Source organism: Streptomyces sp. NPDC087859, from assembly GCF_044742595.1.
Classification (GTDB): domain Bacteria; phylum Actinomycetota; class Actinomycetes; order Streptomycetales; family Streptomycetaceae; genus Streptomyces; species Streptomyces canus_F.
Map to the genome: position 1 here is coordinate 673,882 of NZ_JBIUUU010000001.1, position 17,751 is coordinate 691,632.

The 17,751-nt window shown below is 69.5% G+C and carries 17 protein-coding genes and 2 pseudogenes; 10 read left to right on the forward strand and 9 right to left on the reverse strand.

Annotated features, from left to right (window positions below):
- Positions 1-214 precede the first annotated feature (214 nt).
- Positions 215-791, reverse strand: a pseudogene (locus tag ACIOHP_RS03180) (NADH-quinone oxidoreductase subunit B); the annotation flags it as partial.
- Entirely contained in the window at positions 782-1,189 is a 408-nt protein-coding gene (locus ACIOHP_RS03185; protein WP_361481269.1) for an NADH-quinone oxidoreductase subunit A, read from the reverse strand. The pseudogene ACIOHP_RS03180 and the gene ACIOHP_RS03185, both read right to left, overlap by 10 nt.
- A 204-nt stretch (positions 1,190-1,393) precedes the next feature.
- Here ACIOHP_RS03185 and ACIOHP_RS03190 point away from each other — a divergent pair, with 204 nt between their 5' ends.
- From ACIOHP_RS03190 to ACIOHP_RS03210, 5 genes are all read left to right on the forward strand, one after another.
- Positions 1,394-2,599, forward strand: coding sequence for a sensor histidine kinase (locus ACIOHP_RS03190; protein WP_401882814.1), 1,206 nt, complete (start codon positions 1,394-1,396; stop codon positions 2,597-2,599).
- A 149-nt stretch (positions 2,600-2,748) separates the two neighbouring features.
- A complete protein-coding gene (locus ACIOHP_RS03195; protein ID WP_401882817.1) occupies positions 2,749-4,095 on the forward strand; it encodes a sensor histidine kinase in 1,347 nt (448 codons plus the stop codon).
- Between the two features lie 305 nt (positions 4,096-4,400).
- Positions 4,401-5,060, forward strand: coding sequence for a response regulator transcription factor (locus ACIOHP_RS03200; RefSeq protein WP_307037267.1), 660 nt, complete (start codon positions 4,401-4,403; stop codon positions 5,058-5,060).
- 255 nt (positions 5,061-5,315) lie between these two features.
- Positions 5,316-7,244, forward strand: coding sequence for a 2-oxoacid:acceptor oxidoreductase subunit alpha (locus tag ACIOHP_RS03205; protein ID WP_401882819.1), 1,929 nt, complete (start codon positions 5,316-5,318; stop codon positions 7,242-7,244).
- On the forward strand, positions 7,237-8,316 hold the full coding sequence (locus tag ACIOHP_RS03210; protein ID WP_401882822.1) for a 2-oxoacid:ferredoxin oxidoreductase subunit beta: 1,080 nt from the start codon (positions 7,237-7,239) through the stop codon (positions 8,314-8,316). Before ACIOHP_RS03205 ends, ACIOHP_RS03210 begins: the two co-directional genes overlap by 8 nt.
- A gap of 56 nt (positions 8,317-8,372) precedes the next feature.
- Here the strand turns inward: ACIOHP_RS03210 and ACIOHP_RS03215 are convergent, their stop codons facing one another.
- The 5 genes from ACIOHP_RS03215 to ACIOHP_RS03235 all read right to left on the reverse strand — a co-directional run bounded on the left by ACIOHP_RS03215 (position 8,373) and on the right by ACIOHP_RS03235 (position 10,791).
- Positions 8,373-8,624: a hypothetical protein gene (locus ACIOHP_RS03215; protein ID WP_361546731.1), complete on the reverse strand. Its 252-nt coding sequence runs from the start codon at positions 8,622-8,624 to the stop codon at positions 8,373-8,375.
- Positions 8,625-8,638: 14 nt separating this feature from the next.
- On the reverse strand, positions 8,639-9,145 hold the full coding sequence (locus ACIOHP_RS03220; protein ID WP_401882825.1) for a DUF6082 family protein: 507 nt from the start codon (positions 9,143-9,145) through the stop codon (positions 8,639-8,641).
- Between the two features lie 147 nt (positions 9,146-9,292).
- A complete protein-coding gene (locus tag ACIOHP_RS03225) occupies positions 9,293-9,481 on the reverse strand; it encodes a hypothetical protein (protein ID WP_361546737.1) in 189 nt (62 codons plus the stop codon).
- A gap of 175 nt (positions 9,482-9,656) precedes the next feature.
- A complete protein-coding gene (locus tag ACIOHP_RS03230; RefSeq protein WP_401882829.1) occupies positions 9,657-10,133 on the reverse strand; it encodes a DUF6082 family protein in 477 nt (158 codons plus the stop codon).
- A gap of 259 nt (positions 10,134-10,392) precedes the next feature.
- Positions 10,393-10,791, reverse strand: coding sequence for a winged helix-turn-helix transcriptional regulator (locus tag ACIOHP_RS03235; RefSeq protein WP_401882832.1), 399 nt, complete (start codon positions 10,789-10,791; stop codon positions 10,393-10,395).
- Between the two features lie 91 nt (positions 10,792-10,882).
- Here ACIOHP_RS03235 and ACIOHP_RS03240 point away from each other — a divergent pair, with 91 nt between their 5' ends.
- Positions 10,883-11,737, forward strand: a complete 855-nt coding sequence (locus tag ACIOHP_RS03240; protein ID WP_401882835.1) for an SDR family oxidoreductase — start codon at positions 10,883-10,885, stop codon at positions 11,735-11,737.
- 128 nt (positions 11,738-11,865) lie between these two features.
- The gene (gene rarD / locus ACIOHP_RS03245) at positions 11,866-12,867 is read left to right on the forward strand and encodes an EamA family transporter RarD (protein WP_401882838.1); all 1,002 of its coding nucleotides are present in this window, start codon (positions 11,866-11,868) and stop codon (positions 12,865-12,867) included.
- A gap of 80 nt (positions 12,868-12,947) precedes the next feature.
- Here the strand turns inward: rarD and ACIOHP_RS03250 are convergent.
- Positions 12,948-14,102, reverse strand: a pseudogene (locus ACIOHP_RS03250) (MFS transporter); the annotation flags it as partial.
- A gap of 90 nt (positions 14,103-14,192) precedes the next feature.
- On the opposite strand from ACIOHP_RS03250, the gene ACIOHP_RS03255 reads away from it, so the two are divergent.
- The 3 genes from ACIOHP_RS03255 to ACIOHP_RS03265 all read left to right on the forward strand — a co-directional run bounded on the left by ACIOHP_RS03255 (position 14,193) and on the right by ACIOHP_RS03265 (position 16,256).
- Positions 14,193-14,627, forward strand: a complete 435-nt coding sequence (locus ACIOHP_RS03255) for a winged helix-turn-helix transcriptional regulator (protein WP_401882841.1) — start codon at positions 14,193-14,195, stop codon at positions 14,625-14,627.
- 50 nt (positions 14,628-14,677) lie between these two features.
- A complete protein-coding gene (locus ACIOHP_RS03260) occupies positions 14,678-15,130 on the forward strand; it encodes a VOC family protein (protein WP_351687270.1) in 453 nt (150 codons plus the stop codon).
- A 175-nt stretch (positions 15,131-15,305) separates the two neighbouring features.
- Positions 15,306-16,256, forward strand: coding sequence for a M28 family metallopeptidase (locus ACIOHP_RS03265; RefSeq protein WP_361546754.1), 951 nt, complete (start codon positions 15,306-15,308; stop codon positions 16,254-16,256).
- On the opposite strand, the gene ACIOHP_RS03270 is transcribed toward ACIOHP_RS03265, so the two are convergent.
- Positions 16,253-17,377, reverse strand: a complete 1,125-nt coding sequence (locus ACIOHP_RS03270; RefSeq protein ID WP_401882846.1) for a tetratricopeptide repeat protein — start codon at positions 17,375-17,377, stop codon at positions 16,253-16,255. The genes ACIOHP_RS03265 and ACIOHP_RS03270 overlap by 4 nt on opposite strands.
- Positions 17,378-17,751: the final 374 nt, after the last annotated feature.

A 17,751-nucleotide genomic window follows, 5' to 3' on the forward strand; every position in this document is an offset into this window, starting at 1 on the left:
GTATCTGAAGCGGGGCCCGAAGCCGGCTCCGAACCCGAACCCTCGCCCGGAGGCGGCCCGGCCGCCGAGCCCGGAGCCTCTTCCGAAGCCGACCCGACCGTCGATCCCGCACCCGCACCCGACCCGGAAGCCTGTTCCGCCCCCGCACCCGCCCCGGCCACCGCCCCCGAAGCACCGTCCGAATCCGATCCGGCCGACATTCCAGAAGCCGTCCCCGGACCCCGCACCAACCCGCTCTGCAGCGCGGCCGTGGACGCCCGGCCCCCGGTCACCCCGTACCGCTCCCCCAGCGACTCGCGGGCGATCTTCTCCTGGAGTTTGAGGATTCCCTGGAGGAGGGCTTCGGGGCGGGGCGGGCAGCCGGGGACGTAGACGTCGACCGGGATGATCTGGTCGACGCCCTTCGTCACGGAGTACGAGTCCCAGTAGGGGCCGCCGCAGTTGGAGCAGGCGCCGAAGGAGATGACGTACTTGGGCTCCGGCATCTGCTCGTAGAGACGTTTGACCGCCGGGGCCATCTTGTCGGTGACCGTGCCGGAGACGACCATGAGGTCGGCCTGGCGGGGGCCCGGTGCGAAGGGGATCACGCCGAGGCGGATGAAGTCGTGGCGGGCCATCGACGCGGCGATGAACTCGATCGCGCAGCAGGCGAGGCCGAAGTTGAAGACCCAGAGCGAGTAGCGGCGGCCCCAGTTGAGGACCACCTTCATCGGCTCGGGAGCGAGGCGGGCCAGGGCGCCCAGCCGTTTCGGCTCGGGGAGCAGCACCGGTTCCGAGGGGGTCACGTCCATGTCAGGACGCCCTTCTTGTATGCGTACAGCAGACCCACGGCCAGGAAGCCGAGGAAGATGAACATCTCTACGAGCGTGGCCGCGCCATAGCCGGGGGCGGCGAAGACCGTGGCCCACGGGAACAGGAAGATCGAGTCGACGGCGAAGATGACGTAGAGGAAGGCGTAGACGTAGTAGCGGACCTGGGTGTGTGCCCAGCCCTCGCCGACGGGGTCGACGCCGCACTCGTACGTCAGGAGCTTCTCGGGGGTCGGGACGACGGGGCGCAGCAGGCGGTTCGCGCCGAAGGCCACGGCGACGAACAGCACGCCGACGACGGCGAGCAGTCCGACGACCGAGTACGACTGGAAGTAGTCCGCCGCAACGACGACGGTCGACCCGACGGTCTGTTCCGGCACGTCCGACCCCTCGCTCCCTGTGAACACACCGAAGATCGCTGGACACCCGCTGTTCGACGATCTGTACGCACGGGAGTCTAGGGCCTGCTAAAGAGACCGTAAGCAGCCCGTCACGGCTGAACCTGCCGGGGTGGGGTTTTCCCCAGGGGATCGCGGCGGCTCGCCTCATGGCGCCGCGGCGCGTCGCGCGGCACGCTAGCCCATATGACCGAACGCCCCAGATACTCCCCGGAACGGAAAGCCGAGGCCAACGCGCCGCTTCCGCCCGCCCGGTTCGCCTACGACGCGCACACCTGGAAGGAGATCACGCATCTCCTCGTCAACCTTCCGGTGGCGTTGCTCGGGTTCGTCTATGTGACGACAGTGCTGTTCACCGGCTTCATGCTGACGGTGACCGTGATCGGGTTCCCCGTGCTCGCGGCCGGGCTGATGGGCGCGCGGAAGCTGGGCGCGCTGGAGCGGGCGCGGGCCCGGAAGCTGCTCGGGGTGCGGATCGACGAGCCGAGTCCGCTGCCGTTGAAGACCAGCAACTCGGGTTTCTTCCAGCAGCTGTGGATGATGCTGAAGGACCCGGTGGGCTGGCGCACGATCCTGTACGACTTCATCCGGTTGCCCTGGGGCATCCTCACCTTCACCATCACGCTGACCTCGCTGTTCGTGCTGTGGCCGGTGCTGCCGTTCATCGCGCGGGGCCTCACCAACGCGGACCGGGCGATGGTGCGCGGACTGCTGTCGCCCTCCGACGAGCTGGAGCGGCGGATCGCCGAACTGGAGTCGGACCGGGGGGTCGTGGTGGACGCGGCCGCGTCCGATCTGCGGCGCATCGAGCGCGATCTGCACGACGGGGCGCAGGCTCGGCTGGTCAATCTGGCGATGGGGCTCGGTCTGGCGAAGGAGAAGCTGCTGGAGGACCCCGAGTACGCGGCGGCGATGGTCTCGGAGGCGCACGGCGAGGTGAAGCTCGCGCTGCAGGAGCTGCGGGATCTGGCGCGGGGCATCCATCCCGCCGTACTCACCGACCGCGGGCTCGACGCCGCCCTGTCCTCCGTCGCCTCGCGTTGCACGGTGCCGGTGAAGGTGACGGCCGATCTGAACGCCAGACCGGCCGCGGCCATCGAGGGCATCGCGTACTTCACGGTGTCCGAGCTGCTGCAGAACGTCAGCAAGCACAGCGGGGCGCGGACCGCGTCCGTCGACGTGTGGCGCACGGAGGACCGGCTGCTCATCCAGGTGTGGGACGACGGTCGCGGCGGCGCCCGCCTCGACGGCGGCACCGGTATGCAGGGCCTCGCGGAACGTCTCGGCGCCGTCGACGGCCTGTTCGTCATCGACTCCCCGCCGGGCGGTCCTACGACGGTGACGGCGGAGCTGCCGTGGCGGGACCGGTCGTTCGACACGGGCCGCAGGTGACGCAGGTCAGGCCGGGGTAGGGAAAACCCCCCTCCCAAGACGCCGATGGGCTCCATGGTCCGCCGACCTGCGGCCCAGCAGGGTGGAGGTACGACAGCGACACCACACTCCAGACACCCCGGGCGGGGGACGAGAGAAGGACGACGCCGATGGCCACGGACTACGGACAGAGCTACGGGTTCCTCGACAAGGGGACGCGCCGGCGCCGGCTGCCGACGGGGCTGCGGGCGCCGTTCGAGGGGCGGACCTGGCGGGAGTTCGGATATGTGCTGCTGGGCCTGCCGATCAGCATCGTGCTGTTCACGTACGCCGTCACGATGGTGGCCATCGGTGCCGGGCTGCTGGTGACGTTCCTGGGGGTCCCGGTCCTGGCGGCGGGGCTGGCCGGGTGCCGGGGGTTCGGGGCGCTGGAGCGGGCGCGGGCGCGGGGGCTGCTGGAGCTCGATGTCGCCGATCCGGAGCCGCTCAGGATGCGGGGGAACGGGTTTCTGGCGTGGATGGGGGCCGTACTGAAGAGCGGCACGTCCTGGCGGACGCTGCTGTACTCGGTGATCCATCTGCCGTGGGCGGTGTTCTCGTTCGTCGTCGCCGTGAACTTCTGGGCGTACGGGTGGGCGCTGCTGACGTATCCGCTGTGGTTCTGGCTCTTTCCGGTGTACGGCGGTCAGGACGGGCTTCAGCTGTACGGCGACCAGACCCACCACATCTATCTCGACAACCCGTTCGAGATCGGGGTGACCGCGCTGGTGGGGCTGTTGTTCACGCTGGCCACGCCGTGGATCGTGCGGGCGCTGACGATGGTGGACCGGGTGATGGTGCACGGGCTGCTCGGGCCGTCCCGGCTGGCCACGCGGGTGGTGGAGCTGGAGTCCGACCGGGGGGTCGTGGTGGATACGGCGGCGGCGGATCTGCGGCGGATCGAGCGCGATCTGCACGACGGGGCGCAGGCCCGGCTCGTCGCGCTGGCGATGGATCTGGGGCTGGCGAAGGAGAAGCTCACGGAGGATCCGCAGGCCGCGGCGCGGATGGTGGACGAGGCGCACGGTGAGGTGAAGACGGCGCTCCAGGAGCTGCGGGATCTGGCGCGCGGGATTCATCCGGCGGTGCTGACGGATCGCGGGCTGGACGCGGCGTTGTCCTCGGTGGCGTCGCGGTGCACGGTGCCGGTGCAGGTGGAGGTGGATCTTCCGGCACGGCCGGCGCCGGCGATCGAGGGGATCGCGTACTTCACGGTGTCGGAGCTGCTGCAGAACATCAGCAAGCATTCGCGGGCGACGTGGGCGGCCGTGGATGTGTGGCGGGTGGAGAACCGCTTGATGCTGCAGGTCGTGGACAACGGGGTGGGCGGCGCCGACGCGGCTACGGGGTCCGGGCTCGGTGGGCTGGCGGAGCGGCTGGATGCGGTGGACGGGATTCTGGTGGTGGATTCGCCGGTGGGCGGGCCTACCCGGGTCACGGCGGAGCTGCCCTGGCGGGGGGAGCGGGCGTTGGGGTGAGCGGGCGCCCGGGTGAGGGCGGCGGGGGTTTTCGCCCCCGCCGCCCTCACCCGTTCCCATCCTCAGGGGCGCTGCCCCTTCGCCCCCGGCCCGGCCCTCGCGTGGCCCTTCCCCCTCGACATCGGCGCCGGATGATCGACAACAAGCCTGGCGGGAGGCCGAAACCCGCCGTGCCGTGCACGTATTCCCATTGATTCCCGTCGCCCCGGCGCACCAGGGTGCGAATGCTGGAATGCTGGACTTCGTCCGTCGGGGAGTCGGGCGCGAAGGCGGGCTGTGGGGGGCCGAGGATCGTGGAGGACAGGGTGCGGGTGGTCATCGCCGAGGATTCGGTTCTGCTCAGGGAAGGGCTGACCCGGCTGTTGACCGACCGAGGGCACGACGTCGTCGCCGGCGTCGGCGACGGTGAGGCACTGGTCAAGACCATTACCGAGCTGGACGCACAGGGGGAACTGCCCGATGTCGTCGTCGCCGATGTGCGGATGCCGCCGACGCACACCGACGAAGGGGTACGGGCCGCCGTACAGCTGCGGAAGGCTCATCCCGGACTCGGGGTCCTGGTGCTGTCGCAGTACGTGGAGGAGCGGTACGCGACGGAACTGCTCGCCGGTTCCAGTACCGGCGTCGGCTATCTCCTCAAGGACCGGGTAGCCGAGGTTCGTGAGTTCGTGGACGCGGTGGTACGGGTCGCCGGGGGCGGCACGGCGCTGGACCCCGAGGTCGTCGCGCAGCTGCTGGGCCGCAGCCGCAAGCAGGACGTGCTCGCGGGACTCACCCCGCGGGAGCGGGAGGTGCTGGGGCTGATGGCCGAGGGCCGGACGAACTCGGCGATCGCACGCCAGCTCGTGGTGAGCGACGGCGCCGTCGAGAAGCACGTCAGCAACATCTTTCTCAAGCTGGGCCTCTCCCCGAGTGACGGGGATCACCGACGTGTTCTTGCGGTCCTCACCTATCTGAACTCCTGATGCCCTGACACCGTGTCAGCCATATGAGTGACACCCGATAAGCGGGTCCAGAACCGAACGTCAGCGGGGAGCGTCTTGTAGGGAAGCGCCGGGGGGCGAGTAAATCATGACAAGTCAGGGCGGCGGACCGTCTCAAAATCGTGTCCATCGTGCGAATGGCCACAGGAAGGCGACCCTTACGGACGTAGGGTTGATCGTGGGCGGGCCTGCGGGAGCGCCTGTCCCGGACAGCTGCCTCGAAGGAGGTCCAGTTCAGTGACCAGCCAGGTCAGTAGCCCAGCGGAGCAGGCCGACGAAGCCGTCGTGGGAGAGCAGCGCAAACCGGCAGGGACCAAGGACGTCCGCCGGCTGGACCGGGTGATCATCCGCTTCGCGGGCGATTCGGGTGACGGTATGCAGCTCACCGGTGACCGTTTCACCTCCGAGACAGCGACCTTCGGCAACGATCTGTCGACCCTGCCGAACTTCCCCGCCGAGATCCGGGCACCCGCCGGAACCCTGCCGGGTGTCTCCAGCTTCCAGCTGCACTTCGCCGACCACGACATCCTCACCCCCGGCGACGCACCCAACGTGCTGGTCGCGATGAACCCGGCCGCCCTCAAAGCCAACATCGCCGATCTGCCACGCGGCGCCGAGATCATCGTCAACACCGACGAGTTCACCAAGCGGGCCATGCAGAAGGTCGGCTACGCGGCCTCACCCCTGGACGACGGCTCCCTGGACGGCTACAGCCTCCACCCCGTCCCCCTGACCACGCTGACCGTCGAGGCCCTCAAGGAATTCGACCTCAGCCGCAAAGAAGCCGAACGCAGCAAGAACATGTTCGCGCTCGGCCTGCTGTCCTGGATGTACCACCGCCCCACCGCGGGCACCGAACGCTTCCTGAAGACCAAGTTCGCCAAGAAGCCCGAAATCATGAAGGCGAACCTGGCCGCGTTCCACGCCGGCTGGAACTTCGGCGAGACCACCGAGGACTTCGCGGTCTCCTACGAGGTCGCCCCCGCCGCCACCGCGTTCCCCACCGGCACCTACCGCAACATCTCCGGAAACCTGGCCCTGTCCTACGGACTGGTCACCGCGTCCCGCCAGGCGGACCTGCCGCTGTTCCTGGGCTCGTACCCGATCACCCCGGCCTCCGACATCCTGCACGAGCTGAGCCGCCACAAGAACTTCGGCGTCCGCACCTTCCAGGCCGAGGACGAGATCGCCGGCATCGGCGCCGCCCTGGGCGCCGCCTTCGGCGGCAGCCTCGCGGTGACCACCACGTCCGGTCCCGGGGTGGCGCTGAAGTCGGAGACGATCGGTCTGGCGGTGTCGCTGGAGCTGCCGCTGCTGGTGATCGACATCCAGCGCGGCGGGCCCTCCACCGGCCTGCCGACCAAGACCGAGCAGGCGGACCTGCTCCAGGCGATGTTCGGCCGCAACGGCGAAGCCCCCGTCCCGGTGATCGCGCCGAAGACGCCCGCGGACTGCTTCGACGCCGCCCTGGAAGCGGCCCGCATCGCACTCACCTACCGCACGCCGGTGATGCTCCTGTCGGACGGCTATCTGGCCAACGGCTCCGAGCCCTGGCGGATCCCGGAGATCGACGAACTCCCGGACCTGACCGTCCAGTTCGCCCAGGGACCGAACCACACCCTGGACGACGGCAGCGAGGTCTTCTGGCCCTACAAGCGGGACCCGCAGACCCTGGCCCGCCCCTGGGCCATCCCCGGCACACCCGGCCTGGAACACCGCATCGGCGGCATCGAGAAACAGGACGGCACCGGCAACATCTCCTACGACCCCGCCAACCACGACTTCATGGTCCGCACCCGCCAAGCCAAAATCGACGGCATCGACGTACCGGACCTGGAGGTCGACGACCCGCACGAGGCACGCACCCTCGTCCTGGGCTGGGGCTCCACCTACGGACCGATCACGGCGGCGGTACGGCGACTGCGGACCGCCGGGGAGTCCATCGCACAGGCCCATCTACGCCACCTCAACCCGTTCCCGCGGAATCTCGGCGCGGTGGTGAAGCGTTACGACAAGGTGGTGATCCCCGAGATGAACCTCGGGCAGCTCGCCACGCTGATCCGGGCGAAGTACCTGGTCGACGCCCACTCGTACAACCAGGTGAACGGCATGCCGTTCAAGGCCGAGCAGCTCGCCACGGCTCTCAAGGAGGCCATCGATGGCTGAGACGTCCACGGAAGGCACGGGCACGATCGAGGCACTCTCCCTCGTCCCCAAGGCCGAGGCCAAGCAGTCCATGAAGGACTTCAAGTCCGATCAGGAAGTGCGCTGGTGCCCCGGCTGCGGTGACTACGCGATCCTCGCCGCCGTCCAGGGCTTCATGCCGGAACTGGGCCTGGCCAAAGAGAACATCGTCTTCGTCTCGGGCATCGGCTGCTCCTCCCGCTTCCCGTACTACATGGACACCTACGGCATGCACTCCATCCACGGCCGTGCACCGGCGATCGCGACCGGACTCGCCACGTCCAGGCGGGACTTGAGCGTCTGGGTGGTCACCGGTGACGGCGACGCCCTGTCCATCGGCGGCAACCACCTCATCCACGCCCTGCGCCGCAACGTCAACCTGAAGATCCTCCTGTTCAACAACCGGATCTACGGCCTCACCAAGGGCCAGTACTCCCCCACCTCCGAAGTCGGCAAGATCACCAAGTCGACGCCGATGGGCTCCCTCGACGCCCCCTTCAACCCGGTGTCGCTGGCCATCGGCGCGGAAGCATCCTTCGTGGCACGCACGGTCGACTCCGACCGCAAGCACCTCACCGAGGTCCTCCGCCAGGCCGCCGCCCACCCCGGCACAGCCCTCGTCGAGATCTACCAGAACTGCAACATCTTCAACGACGGCGCCTTCGAAGTCCTCAAAGACCGGCAGCAAGCCGAAGAAGCGGTGATCCGGCTGGAGCACGGGCAGCCCATCCGCTTCGGCACCGACGGCTCTCGCGGCGTGGTCCGCGATGTGGCGACGGGTGACCTGAAGGTCGTCACGGTCACGCCGGAGAACGAATCCCAGGTCCTGATCCACGACGCCCACTCCACGTCCCCGACCACCGCCTTCGCCCTCTCCCGCCTCGCCGACCCGGACACCCTCCACCACACCCCGATCGGTGTCCTCCGCTCCGTCCAACGCCCCGTCTACGACACGCAGATGGCCGACCAGCTGGACGCGGCGATCGAGCAGAACGGCAAGGGGGATCTGGCGGCGCTCCTCGCCGGCGGCGACACCTGGACGGTCGTCGGCTGACCCGTCGACCGACATACGGAGGGCCCGGATGCGCTACGGCATCCGGGCCCTCGGCGTCAGGCGTCGGGGATGTCTCTCTTGGCGCGGAGGAGAGTGTCTCGCGTGATGACGACGATGCGTTCATAGTCGGCGCGGGCGGCGTCCGCCGGTAGCTGCGCATCCAGTTCTTCGGTGCGATCCGTACCGATGACCGCGAAGCTGCCGTCACTCAGCTCGAAGAGATCTGGGCAGGTCTCACCTGTCATGGACCCTCGTAGGCGAGGCGAGTCGCCGATACGGCGAACTATGTGGCCCGGCGAGATGTCCATGCGGTATGAGCTCCTTAAATCGATGGCGGCTCGGAGTCGGAGGCTACGACCCACCACTCTTCGAGGTCGTCCAACCGCTCCTCCATGATGGCGTCGACGGCCCTGCCCACCCGAGCCTCGAAGGACTCCGGCGGCAGCCCTTCTCGCCCGTGGGCCGACCGCTCCCAGTACTCGGTGAAGACGGAACTGCGGCGCAGCACCTTCAGGTACCCGAGGAGTTCGGTGCGGTCGATGGCGCCGATCCGGTGGGCCAGCAGGATGAGCGCGTACTGCGCGTTGGCGGTGAACATCTGGCGGCGCTTGTCACCGGACAGATCCGTGAAGGTGTTCAGCGCGTCGGCGAGCACCGGATCGTCGGTCGCCCGGTCGAGGCGTTCCAGGAAGAAACCCTGTAGTTGGATCAGGTTCGCCCGATGCAGTTCCCTCGCGATCCGGTCGTACCCGTCGGCCATCCGGCCGAGCTGCTGGACAAGCTGCCCCAGCAGCTCCTGCACTGGCTCTTCCTGATTCGGCACGGTCATGCCCCACCCCCGATCCGTTGAGCGGACAACGCATCCCGCCTCCAGCGTGCAAGCCGGAGCGAGAAGCGGAAAGGGGGCGTATCGGTGGTGTGCAACCTGAGGGGCTGGGTGTCCCTACCTCGCTGGGGGCACCCAGCCCCGCTGCTCTCAAGCGTCGGGGATGTCCTGCTTGGCGCGGAGCAAGGTTTCGCGGGTGATCACGACGATACGTTCGTAATCAGCTCGGGAGGCATCGTTGGGCAGTCGCCCGTCCAGTTCATCGGTGCGGTCCGTTCCGATGACCGCGAAACTGCCGTCACTGAGCTCCAGAATGTCCGGACAATGGTCGCCCGACATGCTTCCACGCTGACGGGGCGAAGCCCCGAGGCGGCGGACGACACTGACGGCGGGGAGTTCGCTGTGCACGCAGGCCCTCTGTCTACAGGCCCGGAACTGGATGAAGTCCGTTACCGGGGTGGGAAGTTAGGACGCGGGCAACGTAGCAGCCCCCTGACCCGCCATGCGTCCCACTTCACCCGGACGGACCCACAACCCACCAGTCCCGTCCGCCGGCGATCTCTTCCATCATCTCGTCCACGGCTCGGCCCACCCTCGCCTCCAGCGACTCGTACACCAGGGATCTGCGGGCGTCTCCTGTCATGTCCCAGTACTCCTGGAAGACAGTGTTCGAACACCACACCCTCAGATAGGCGATCAGTTCCGCCCAGTCGATGACCCCCAGACGGTAATGAAGCACGATGGCGCTGTACTGGGCATTGACGAAGAGCGCCTGCCTGCGCCTGTTCTCGGACAGACCCTGGGACTTGCTCATGGCCTCCGCCAGCACAGGGTCGTCAAGGGCGCGCCCCGTCTGCTCGGCCATGATGCGATGCAGCTGTATCAGGTTGGCCTTGCGAATTTCCTCTGTGAGCGACGTGAGCTGCTCGAGCACGCCTTCCAGGAGTTCACCCTGGCGCTCACCCTCTGATGCAGAATCGATCCTGCGCACGTCCGGATCCTCTGTGGCCAAGGCGAACCCCCGAGTCAGGCGTCCAGACGCCGGCCAATCACCTCGTGGGCGGTACGAGGCCCGGCGTACGGGTGGGCACAACGCCCCGCCCCCAGCATGCCGGGCGGCTCAAGTCGGCGTGGGAGGCGGAAAGGGGGCGCATGGAAGGACGTACCGCTCACTCGTCGACCAACGCCCTGCCAGAAATATGCCCGGAAAGCTCCGCCGCCATACGTTCAGCAGGCCGCGGGCGCATGCGTCACCCCTGCTCAGAGACCCGTTTCCGCGCGTCGTACCCCTCCCGCGCCTCCTGCACCGCCCCCATCCGCGTCTCCGTCCACGCCGCGAGCCCCCGTACCTGTTCCGCCGCCTCGCGGCCCAGGTCGGTGAGGGAGTAGTCGACGCGGGGCGGGATCACCGGCTTGGCGTCGCGGTGCACGAAACCGTCCCGTTCCAGCGTCTGGAGGGTCTGGGTGAGCATCTTCTCGCTGACGCCGCGGCCGGAGCCGCCGATCTCGCGGCGGAGTTCGCTGAAGCGGTACGAGCGGTCCAGGAGGGCGATCAGGACCAGGACGCCCCAGCGGCTGGTGACGTGCTCCAGGACCAGACGGTGCGGGCACATCGCCTCGGCGTTCGTCTCCACGCTACTTACTGCCATGCCAGTACCTTACTTCAAAGTGGGTACTTTCCAAGAGTTAGCGCACCACCTAGGGTTAGCGTCACCGCACCCCACAAGGAGATCGCACACCATGAGCATCGTCGTCACCGGAGCCACCGGACACCTGGGCCGCCACGTCATCGAGCAGCTGCTGGAGAAGGTGCCCGCCGACCAGGTCACCGCCGTCGTCCGCAGCGCCGAGAAGGGCGCCGACCTCGCGGCGAAGGGTGTGAAGATCGCGGTCGCGGACTACAACACTCCCGAGACCTTCGGCGCCCTCTTCGCCGCCGGGGACAAGGTGCTGCTGATCTCCGGCAACGAGTTCGACAAGGGCCGGGTCAACCAGCACAAGGTCGTCATCGACGCCGCCAAGGCCGCCGGCGTGGCCCTGCTCGCGTACACCAGCGCCCCGGGCTCGCTCACCGCCGCGCTCGCCGACGACCACCGCGGCACCGAGGAGGCGCTCCTCGCCTCCGGTCTGCCGTACGCGCTGCTGCGCAACGGCTGGTACCACGAGAACTACACGGAGAACCTCGCCCCCGTCCTCCAGTACGGCGCCGTCACCCAGGCCGCCGGCGAGGGCCGGGTCTCCTCCGCCTCGCGCGCCGACTACGCGGCCGCCGCGGTCGCCGTGCTGACCGGCGAGGGCCACGAGAACCAGACGTACGAGCTGGGCGGCGACGAGGCGTGGAGCTTCGCCGAGTACGCGGCCGAGCTCAGCGGCCAGACCGGCAAGGCGATCGCCTACAACGCCGTCTCGGTCGAGGAGTACACCGGCATCCTGGCCGGCGCCGGGCTGCCCGCGCCGCTCGCCGCCACCCTCGCCGGCGTGGACGCCTCCATAGCCAAGGGTGAGCTCGTCGTCTCCTCCGGCGACCTCTCCCGGCTCGCCGGTCGTCCGACCACCCCGCTGTCCGAGGCGGTCGCAGTCGCGCTCAAGGGCTGATCACTCCCCTAAGGGCCCTTGAGCCTCCGACCCCCGCCTGTCATGACCGTATAGCGATACGGGCATGACAGGCGGGGGTGCTCGGCGTTACCTTCATGCAGGCGAGGTCGACGTGAGAGGGAGGGCCCGTGAGCGGGAAGCCGAGGGGCGAGCGGCACATAGGACTGCTGAACGGCTTCGCCGCGTACGGGATGTGGGGGCTGTTCCCGCTCTACTTCCCCCTGCTGAAGCCCGCCGGATCGGCCGAGGTGCTCGCCCACCGGATGGCCTGGTCCTTCCTCGTCGTCACCCTGGCGCTGGTCGTCGTACGACGCTGGAAGTGGGCCGGTGAGCTGCTGCGCCAGCCGCGCAAGCTCGCGCTCATCTCCGTCGCCGCGGCCACGATCGCCGTCAACTGGGGCGTCTACATCTGGGCCGTGAACAACGAACGGGTCGTCGAGGCCTCCCTCGGCTACTTCATCAACCCCCTGGTCACCATCGCCATGGGCGTGCTGCTCCTGAAGGAGCGGCTGCGGTCCGTGCAGTGGGCGGCGGTCGCCGTCGGCGCCGGGGCCGTGGTCGTGCTCACCGTCGGGTACGGGCGTCCGCCGTGGATCTCCCTCGTTCTCGCCTTCTCCTTCGCCACGTACGGCCTGGTGAAGAAGAAGGTCAACCTCGGCGGGCTCGAATCGCTGGCCGCCGAGACCGCGATCCAGTTCCTGCCCGCGCTGGGCTATCTGGTGTGGCTGACCGCGCACGGCGACGCCACGATCGCCACCGAGGGGCCGGGGCACGCCGCCCTGCTCGCCGGGACCGGCCTGGTCACCGCGCTCCCCCTGGTCTGCTTCGGCGCGGCGGCCATCCGCGTGCCCCTCTCCACCCTCGGTCTGCTCCAGTACCTCGCGCCGGTCTTCCAGTTCCTGCTCGGCATCACCTACTTCCACGAGGCCATGCCGCCGGAGCGCTGGGCCGGCTTCTCGCTGGTCTGGCTGGCGCTGTCGCTGCTCACCTGGGACGCGCTGCGCACGGCGCGCAGGCTCAGGGCGGAGACCAGGAGCCCCAGCATCACCATCGCGACGGGCACGACGAGCGCGGTACGGAACGCGGAGAGCGTCGCCTCGGGCCCCGACCCGGTGGAAGCCAAGCCGTAGACGGCCGTCACCGCCGAGATCCCCACCGCCGAGCCGAACTGGGTGGAGGTGGTCAGCAGCCCGCCGGCCAGCCCCTGCTCGGCGTCGTTCACCCCTTCGGTCGCCGCGATCGTCAGCGGCCCGTACGCCAGCGCGAAGGCGGTGCCCGCGACGAACAGCGTCGGCAGCATCGCCGGATACGGCCAGTCCATGCCGACCGGCAGGAACAGCCCGTACGCCACCACCGCCAGCACGAAGCCGACGACGATCACGCGCGCGTGCCCGAAACGTGCGACCAGCCGCGGGGTGAGCGTGGGCGCCAGCACGGCGTCGCAGCCCATGATCACCAGGGCGATCGCGGTCTGGAGCGCCGACCAGCCGCGCAGTTCCTGCAGGTACAGCGTCACGACGAACTGGAAGCCGAAGAAGGCCCCGACGAAGAGCATCATGCCGACGTTGGCGCGGACCACCGGCCCCTCGCGCAGGATGCCCAGGCGGACGAGGGGGTTCGCGCAGCGGCGTTCGACTGCCACGAAGAGCACGGCGAGCAGGAGCGCCGCGAGGGCCGATGCCGCCGTCAACGGCCAGCCGTGCAGACCGTGTTCCAGTCGTACGACGGCGTAGGCGGCCAGCAGCATGGCGCCGGCGACGGTGACCGTTCCGGGCAGGTCGAAGCTCCGGCGTCCGGTCGGCGGGGCCTCCTGGTGCGGAATCAGCCGTACCGCCGCCGACAACAGCGCGCCCGCCATCAGTACCGGGGCGAAGAACACCCAGCGCCAGTCGAGCGAGGTGAGCAGGCCGCCGATCACCAGGCCCAGCGAGAAGCCGCCGGCGGCGGTACCGGCGTAGACGAGGAGGGCCTTGTCGCGCTGTCGGCCCGCCGGGTACGAGGTCGTGATCAGGGACAGGGCGGCCGGTGTCATGAACGCGGAGGCCACCCCGGTGACGAAGCGGGCGACGATCAGCATCCAGCCCTCGGTCGCGAACCCGCCGAGGCCGGAGAAGGCGAGGAAGACCGCCAGCCAGAGCAGGAACATCCGGCGGCGGCCGAGCAGGTCGGCGGCGCGGCCGCCGAGCAGGGTGAAGCCTGCGTAGCCGAGGACATAGGCGCTCATCACCCACGCCGCGGTGTCCGTCGCGAGCCCGAGGTCGGATCTGATCGACGGGATCGCGATCGCCATCATCGCGATGTCGGCGCCCTCCAGGAAGACCGTTCCGCAGAGAACGAGTAACAGCGCCCACGCGCGCGTGCCCATGGCAATGCTCCGTAAATAGGGGGACGGTTACCCGAATGAGGGTCGGTTCCCTCTTGTAACCACCCCCAGCCTCCGGCAGCATCGACGGACATGGAAGAAGGCACTTCGAAGTCACCTGGTTACTGCGAGAGCACCGTGGACTACGGCGACGCCGACCCCTTCCAATGGGACACCCGCGAGGACTGCCAGGTACGGCAGATCCTGGATCGGGTCGCCGACAAGTGGTCGCTTCTCGTCATCGCCCTGCTGGAGAACCGGCGGCTCCGCTTCACCGAACTGCGCCGCGAGATCGACGGCGTCAGCCAGCGCATGCTGACCGTGACGCTGCGGCAGCTGGAGCGGGACGGGCTGGTGAAACGGACCGTGCACCCGGTGGTGCCGCCGCGCGTGGAGTACGAACTGACGCCGCTGGGCGGGACGTTGCACGCCACCATCCAGTCACTGGTCACGTGGACGGAGGTGCATCAGGGGGAGATCGCCGCGGCGCGCGAGGCGTACGACCAGCGGGGGGCGCAGGCGGTCTAGCGGGGCCGTGATGCCGGGCTTTGTCAGTGGGCGGCGCTATAAACGGACACATGACTCCTGTGCACTGGAAGCTCGTCATCGATGCCGGAAACCCCCAAGCGCAGGCCGACTTCTGGGCGGCCGCACTGCGGTACGAGATCGAGGACAACGACGCCTTGATCCAGCGTCTGCTGGAGCTCGGCGCCCTCCCCCGCGAGGCCACCGTCGAGTTCCACGCCCGGCTCGCCTTCCGCGACCTGGTCGCCGTACGGCACCCCGACGATCCGTACGACGAGGACAGCGGCACCGGTCTCGGCCGGCGGCTGCTGTTCCAGCGGGTTCCGGAGGAGAAGACGGTCAAGAACCGGCTCCATCTCGACCTGCACCCGGGCGAGGGGAAGCGGGCGTCCGAGGTGGAGCGGCTGACGGGGCTCGGCGCGAGCGTGCTGCGGGAGGTGAAGGAGGCCGGGAGCGAGTGGGTGGTGATGGCCGATCCGGAGGGGAACGAGTTCTGTGTGCAGTGAGCTCCGCGCCGGGGGCTCCGGTCCCCTGCACGACTGATCACGTCGGCGCGCTCCGGAATCCGAACGCCCTGTCCTGATACCGCTCTTGACGGAGAGTTAGTCACAGCTTCACCATCCAGGCACCCCATTCGCTGTGGAATCCCTGTGATTCCCGAGGAATCCGGAGCCCCCCACCATGAAGCTCTCCGTTTCCGGGCGTGCGTCGACGGCCGGTCTCGTCACGGCCGTCATGCTGCTGACCGGCGGATCCATAGCCGGCGCGGCGCCCGCGCCCGAGGTGACCGCCGCCGCCGCGCCCGACATCCCCGTGGCCAACGTCAAGGCCCACCTCACCCAGCTCCAGTCCATCGCCACCGCCAACGGCGGCAACCGGGCGCACGGCCGCGCCGGTTACAAGGCCTCGCTCGACTATGTGAAGGCCAAGCTGGACGCCGCCGGATACACCACGACCATCCAGCAGTTCACGTCCTCCAGCCGCGTCGGCTACAACCTGATCGCCGACTGGCCGGGCGGCGACACCAACCAGGTCGTCATGGCCGGCTCGCACCTGGACAGCGTCACGTCCGGGGCGGGCATCAACGACAACGGGTCCGGTTCGGCGGCGGTCCTGGAGACCGCGCTGGCCGTGTCGAGAGCCGGGTACCAGCCCACCAAGCATCTGCGGTTCGCCTGGTGGGGCGCGGAGGAGCTGGGGCTGGTGGGCTCGCGCTACTACGTCAACAACCTGTCCTCGACGAACCGGGCAAAGATCAGCGGGTATCTGAACTTCGACATGATCGGCTCGCCCAACCCCGGCTACTTCGTCTACGACGACGACCCGGCGATCGAGAAGACCTTCAAGGACTACTTCACCGGCCTCGGCGTCCCCACCGAGATCGAGACCGAGGGCGACGGCCGCTCGGACCATGCGCCGTTCAAGAGCGCGGGGGTGCCGGTGGGCGGGCTGTTCACGGGCGCGAGCCGTACGAAGACGGCGGCACAGGTGGCCAAGTGGGGCGGGACGTCCGGGCAGGCGTTCGACCGGTGCTACCACTCGTCCTGCGACACGACGTCGAACATCAGCGACACGGCCCTGAACCGGAACAGTGACGCGGCCGCGTACGCCGTGTGGGAGCTGTCCTCCTAGGAGTCGAGCTTGCGGGCGCGCTCGGCGAGACGGCCCATCCGGGTCCGGGCCGACTCGAGTTGCTCGATGTCCTCGGCGGCCGCGCCGCCCTCCCTGGTCAGCTCGGTCCACAGGTCGATCAGGTCGACTCCCATGCGCAGGCCCTGCTCGGGGTCGCGTACGGCACGCCAGGCGGTCGCCGCGCTCTGGATGTTGCCGTACGCGGCCTCCGTGTCCCTCGCGTGGTGGCGGGTGCGGGCCAGGTCCAGGGAGAGTCCGAAGGCGCGGGCCGGGTCGCCGGCCAAGTAGGCGATGTACGCGGTGAGTTCGAGCAGCCGCAGCACCTCGGGGTGGTCCGGTCCGAGCGCGTGGGAGGCCTCGCCGACCGTCTGCTCGGCGAGCTGCGCGGCTTCCGTCACCCGGCCCGCCTTCACGGCCTCGTTGATCCGCGCCATCGGCCCGGCGAGAAACACGGTCCCGCCACCGTCGTACGCCGTCGCCGGATCGTCCCCGAGCACGGCCTCGGCCACGGCGTCGAAGCCGCGGGGCGGGGTGGGCTTGGGGTCGGGCTCGTCGACGGGGGTGGAGGCGGTGAAGCCGAGGATGGGCTTGCGGGCGGGAGCGGGGGCGGGGCCGGAAGCAGGTGCGAGGCCGGAGGTCGGCACGGCACCGGAAGTCGGCGCGGCTCCGGGCGTCGGGACGGGTTCGGAGGTCGCCACAGGACCGGAGCCGGGCTCGGGGCGGGGGGTCGGGGTGGGGCGCGGGGCGGTTTCCGGCTTGGCGTCCGTCGGCGGGGCGTCTGCCGGGGGTACGTCCGTCACCGGCGCGTCCATCACGGGCGGCGGGCCGAACTGGCCCGTCGGGGGCGCGACGAACGTACCGGGCGCCGCTTCCGCCACCCACTCGGGCACGGCCCGCAGCCGGAACGTCGGCATGGCGTCCCGGGGCTCCTGGCCCTCCGGGTCCGGCAGGGCGCGGAGGGGGAAGGTCGGGGGCTCGGGGGTCTGGCGGAAGAGATGGGTGGACTTGTCCTGAGGGGGCTGGTCGGCGGGTTCGGCCGAGCCGCCCGGACCGGCGGGTGCGGCGTTGGTCGGCACGGCGGACGAGGTGGAGGCTCCGCCCTGCTCGGCGGCTCGCGGCACGGAGTCGGCGGGCGCGGACGGCGACGCAGGCTGAGCGGACTCGGCGGCCCCCGGCGCAAGGGCGCCGGATCCGGACGGCGACGCGGGCTCGGCAGACGTCCGGAGCGGTTCAGCCGCCCCCGGCACGAAGTCGCCAGGCTCGGACGGCGGCGCAGGCCAACCAGACGCGCGGGGCGGCTCAGCAACCCCCCGCGCAAAAGCACCGGACCCGGACGCCGACGCGGACTCGTCAGACCCCCGGAGCGGTTCAGCCGGCCCCGGCACGAAGTCGCCAGGCCCGGACGGCGGCGCAGGCCAACCAGACGCGCGGGGCGGCTCAGCAACCCCCCGCGCAAAAGCACCGGACCCGGACGCCGACGCGGACTCGTCAGACC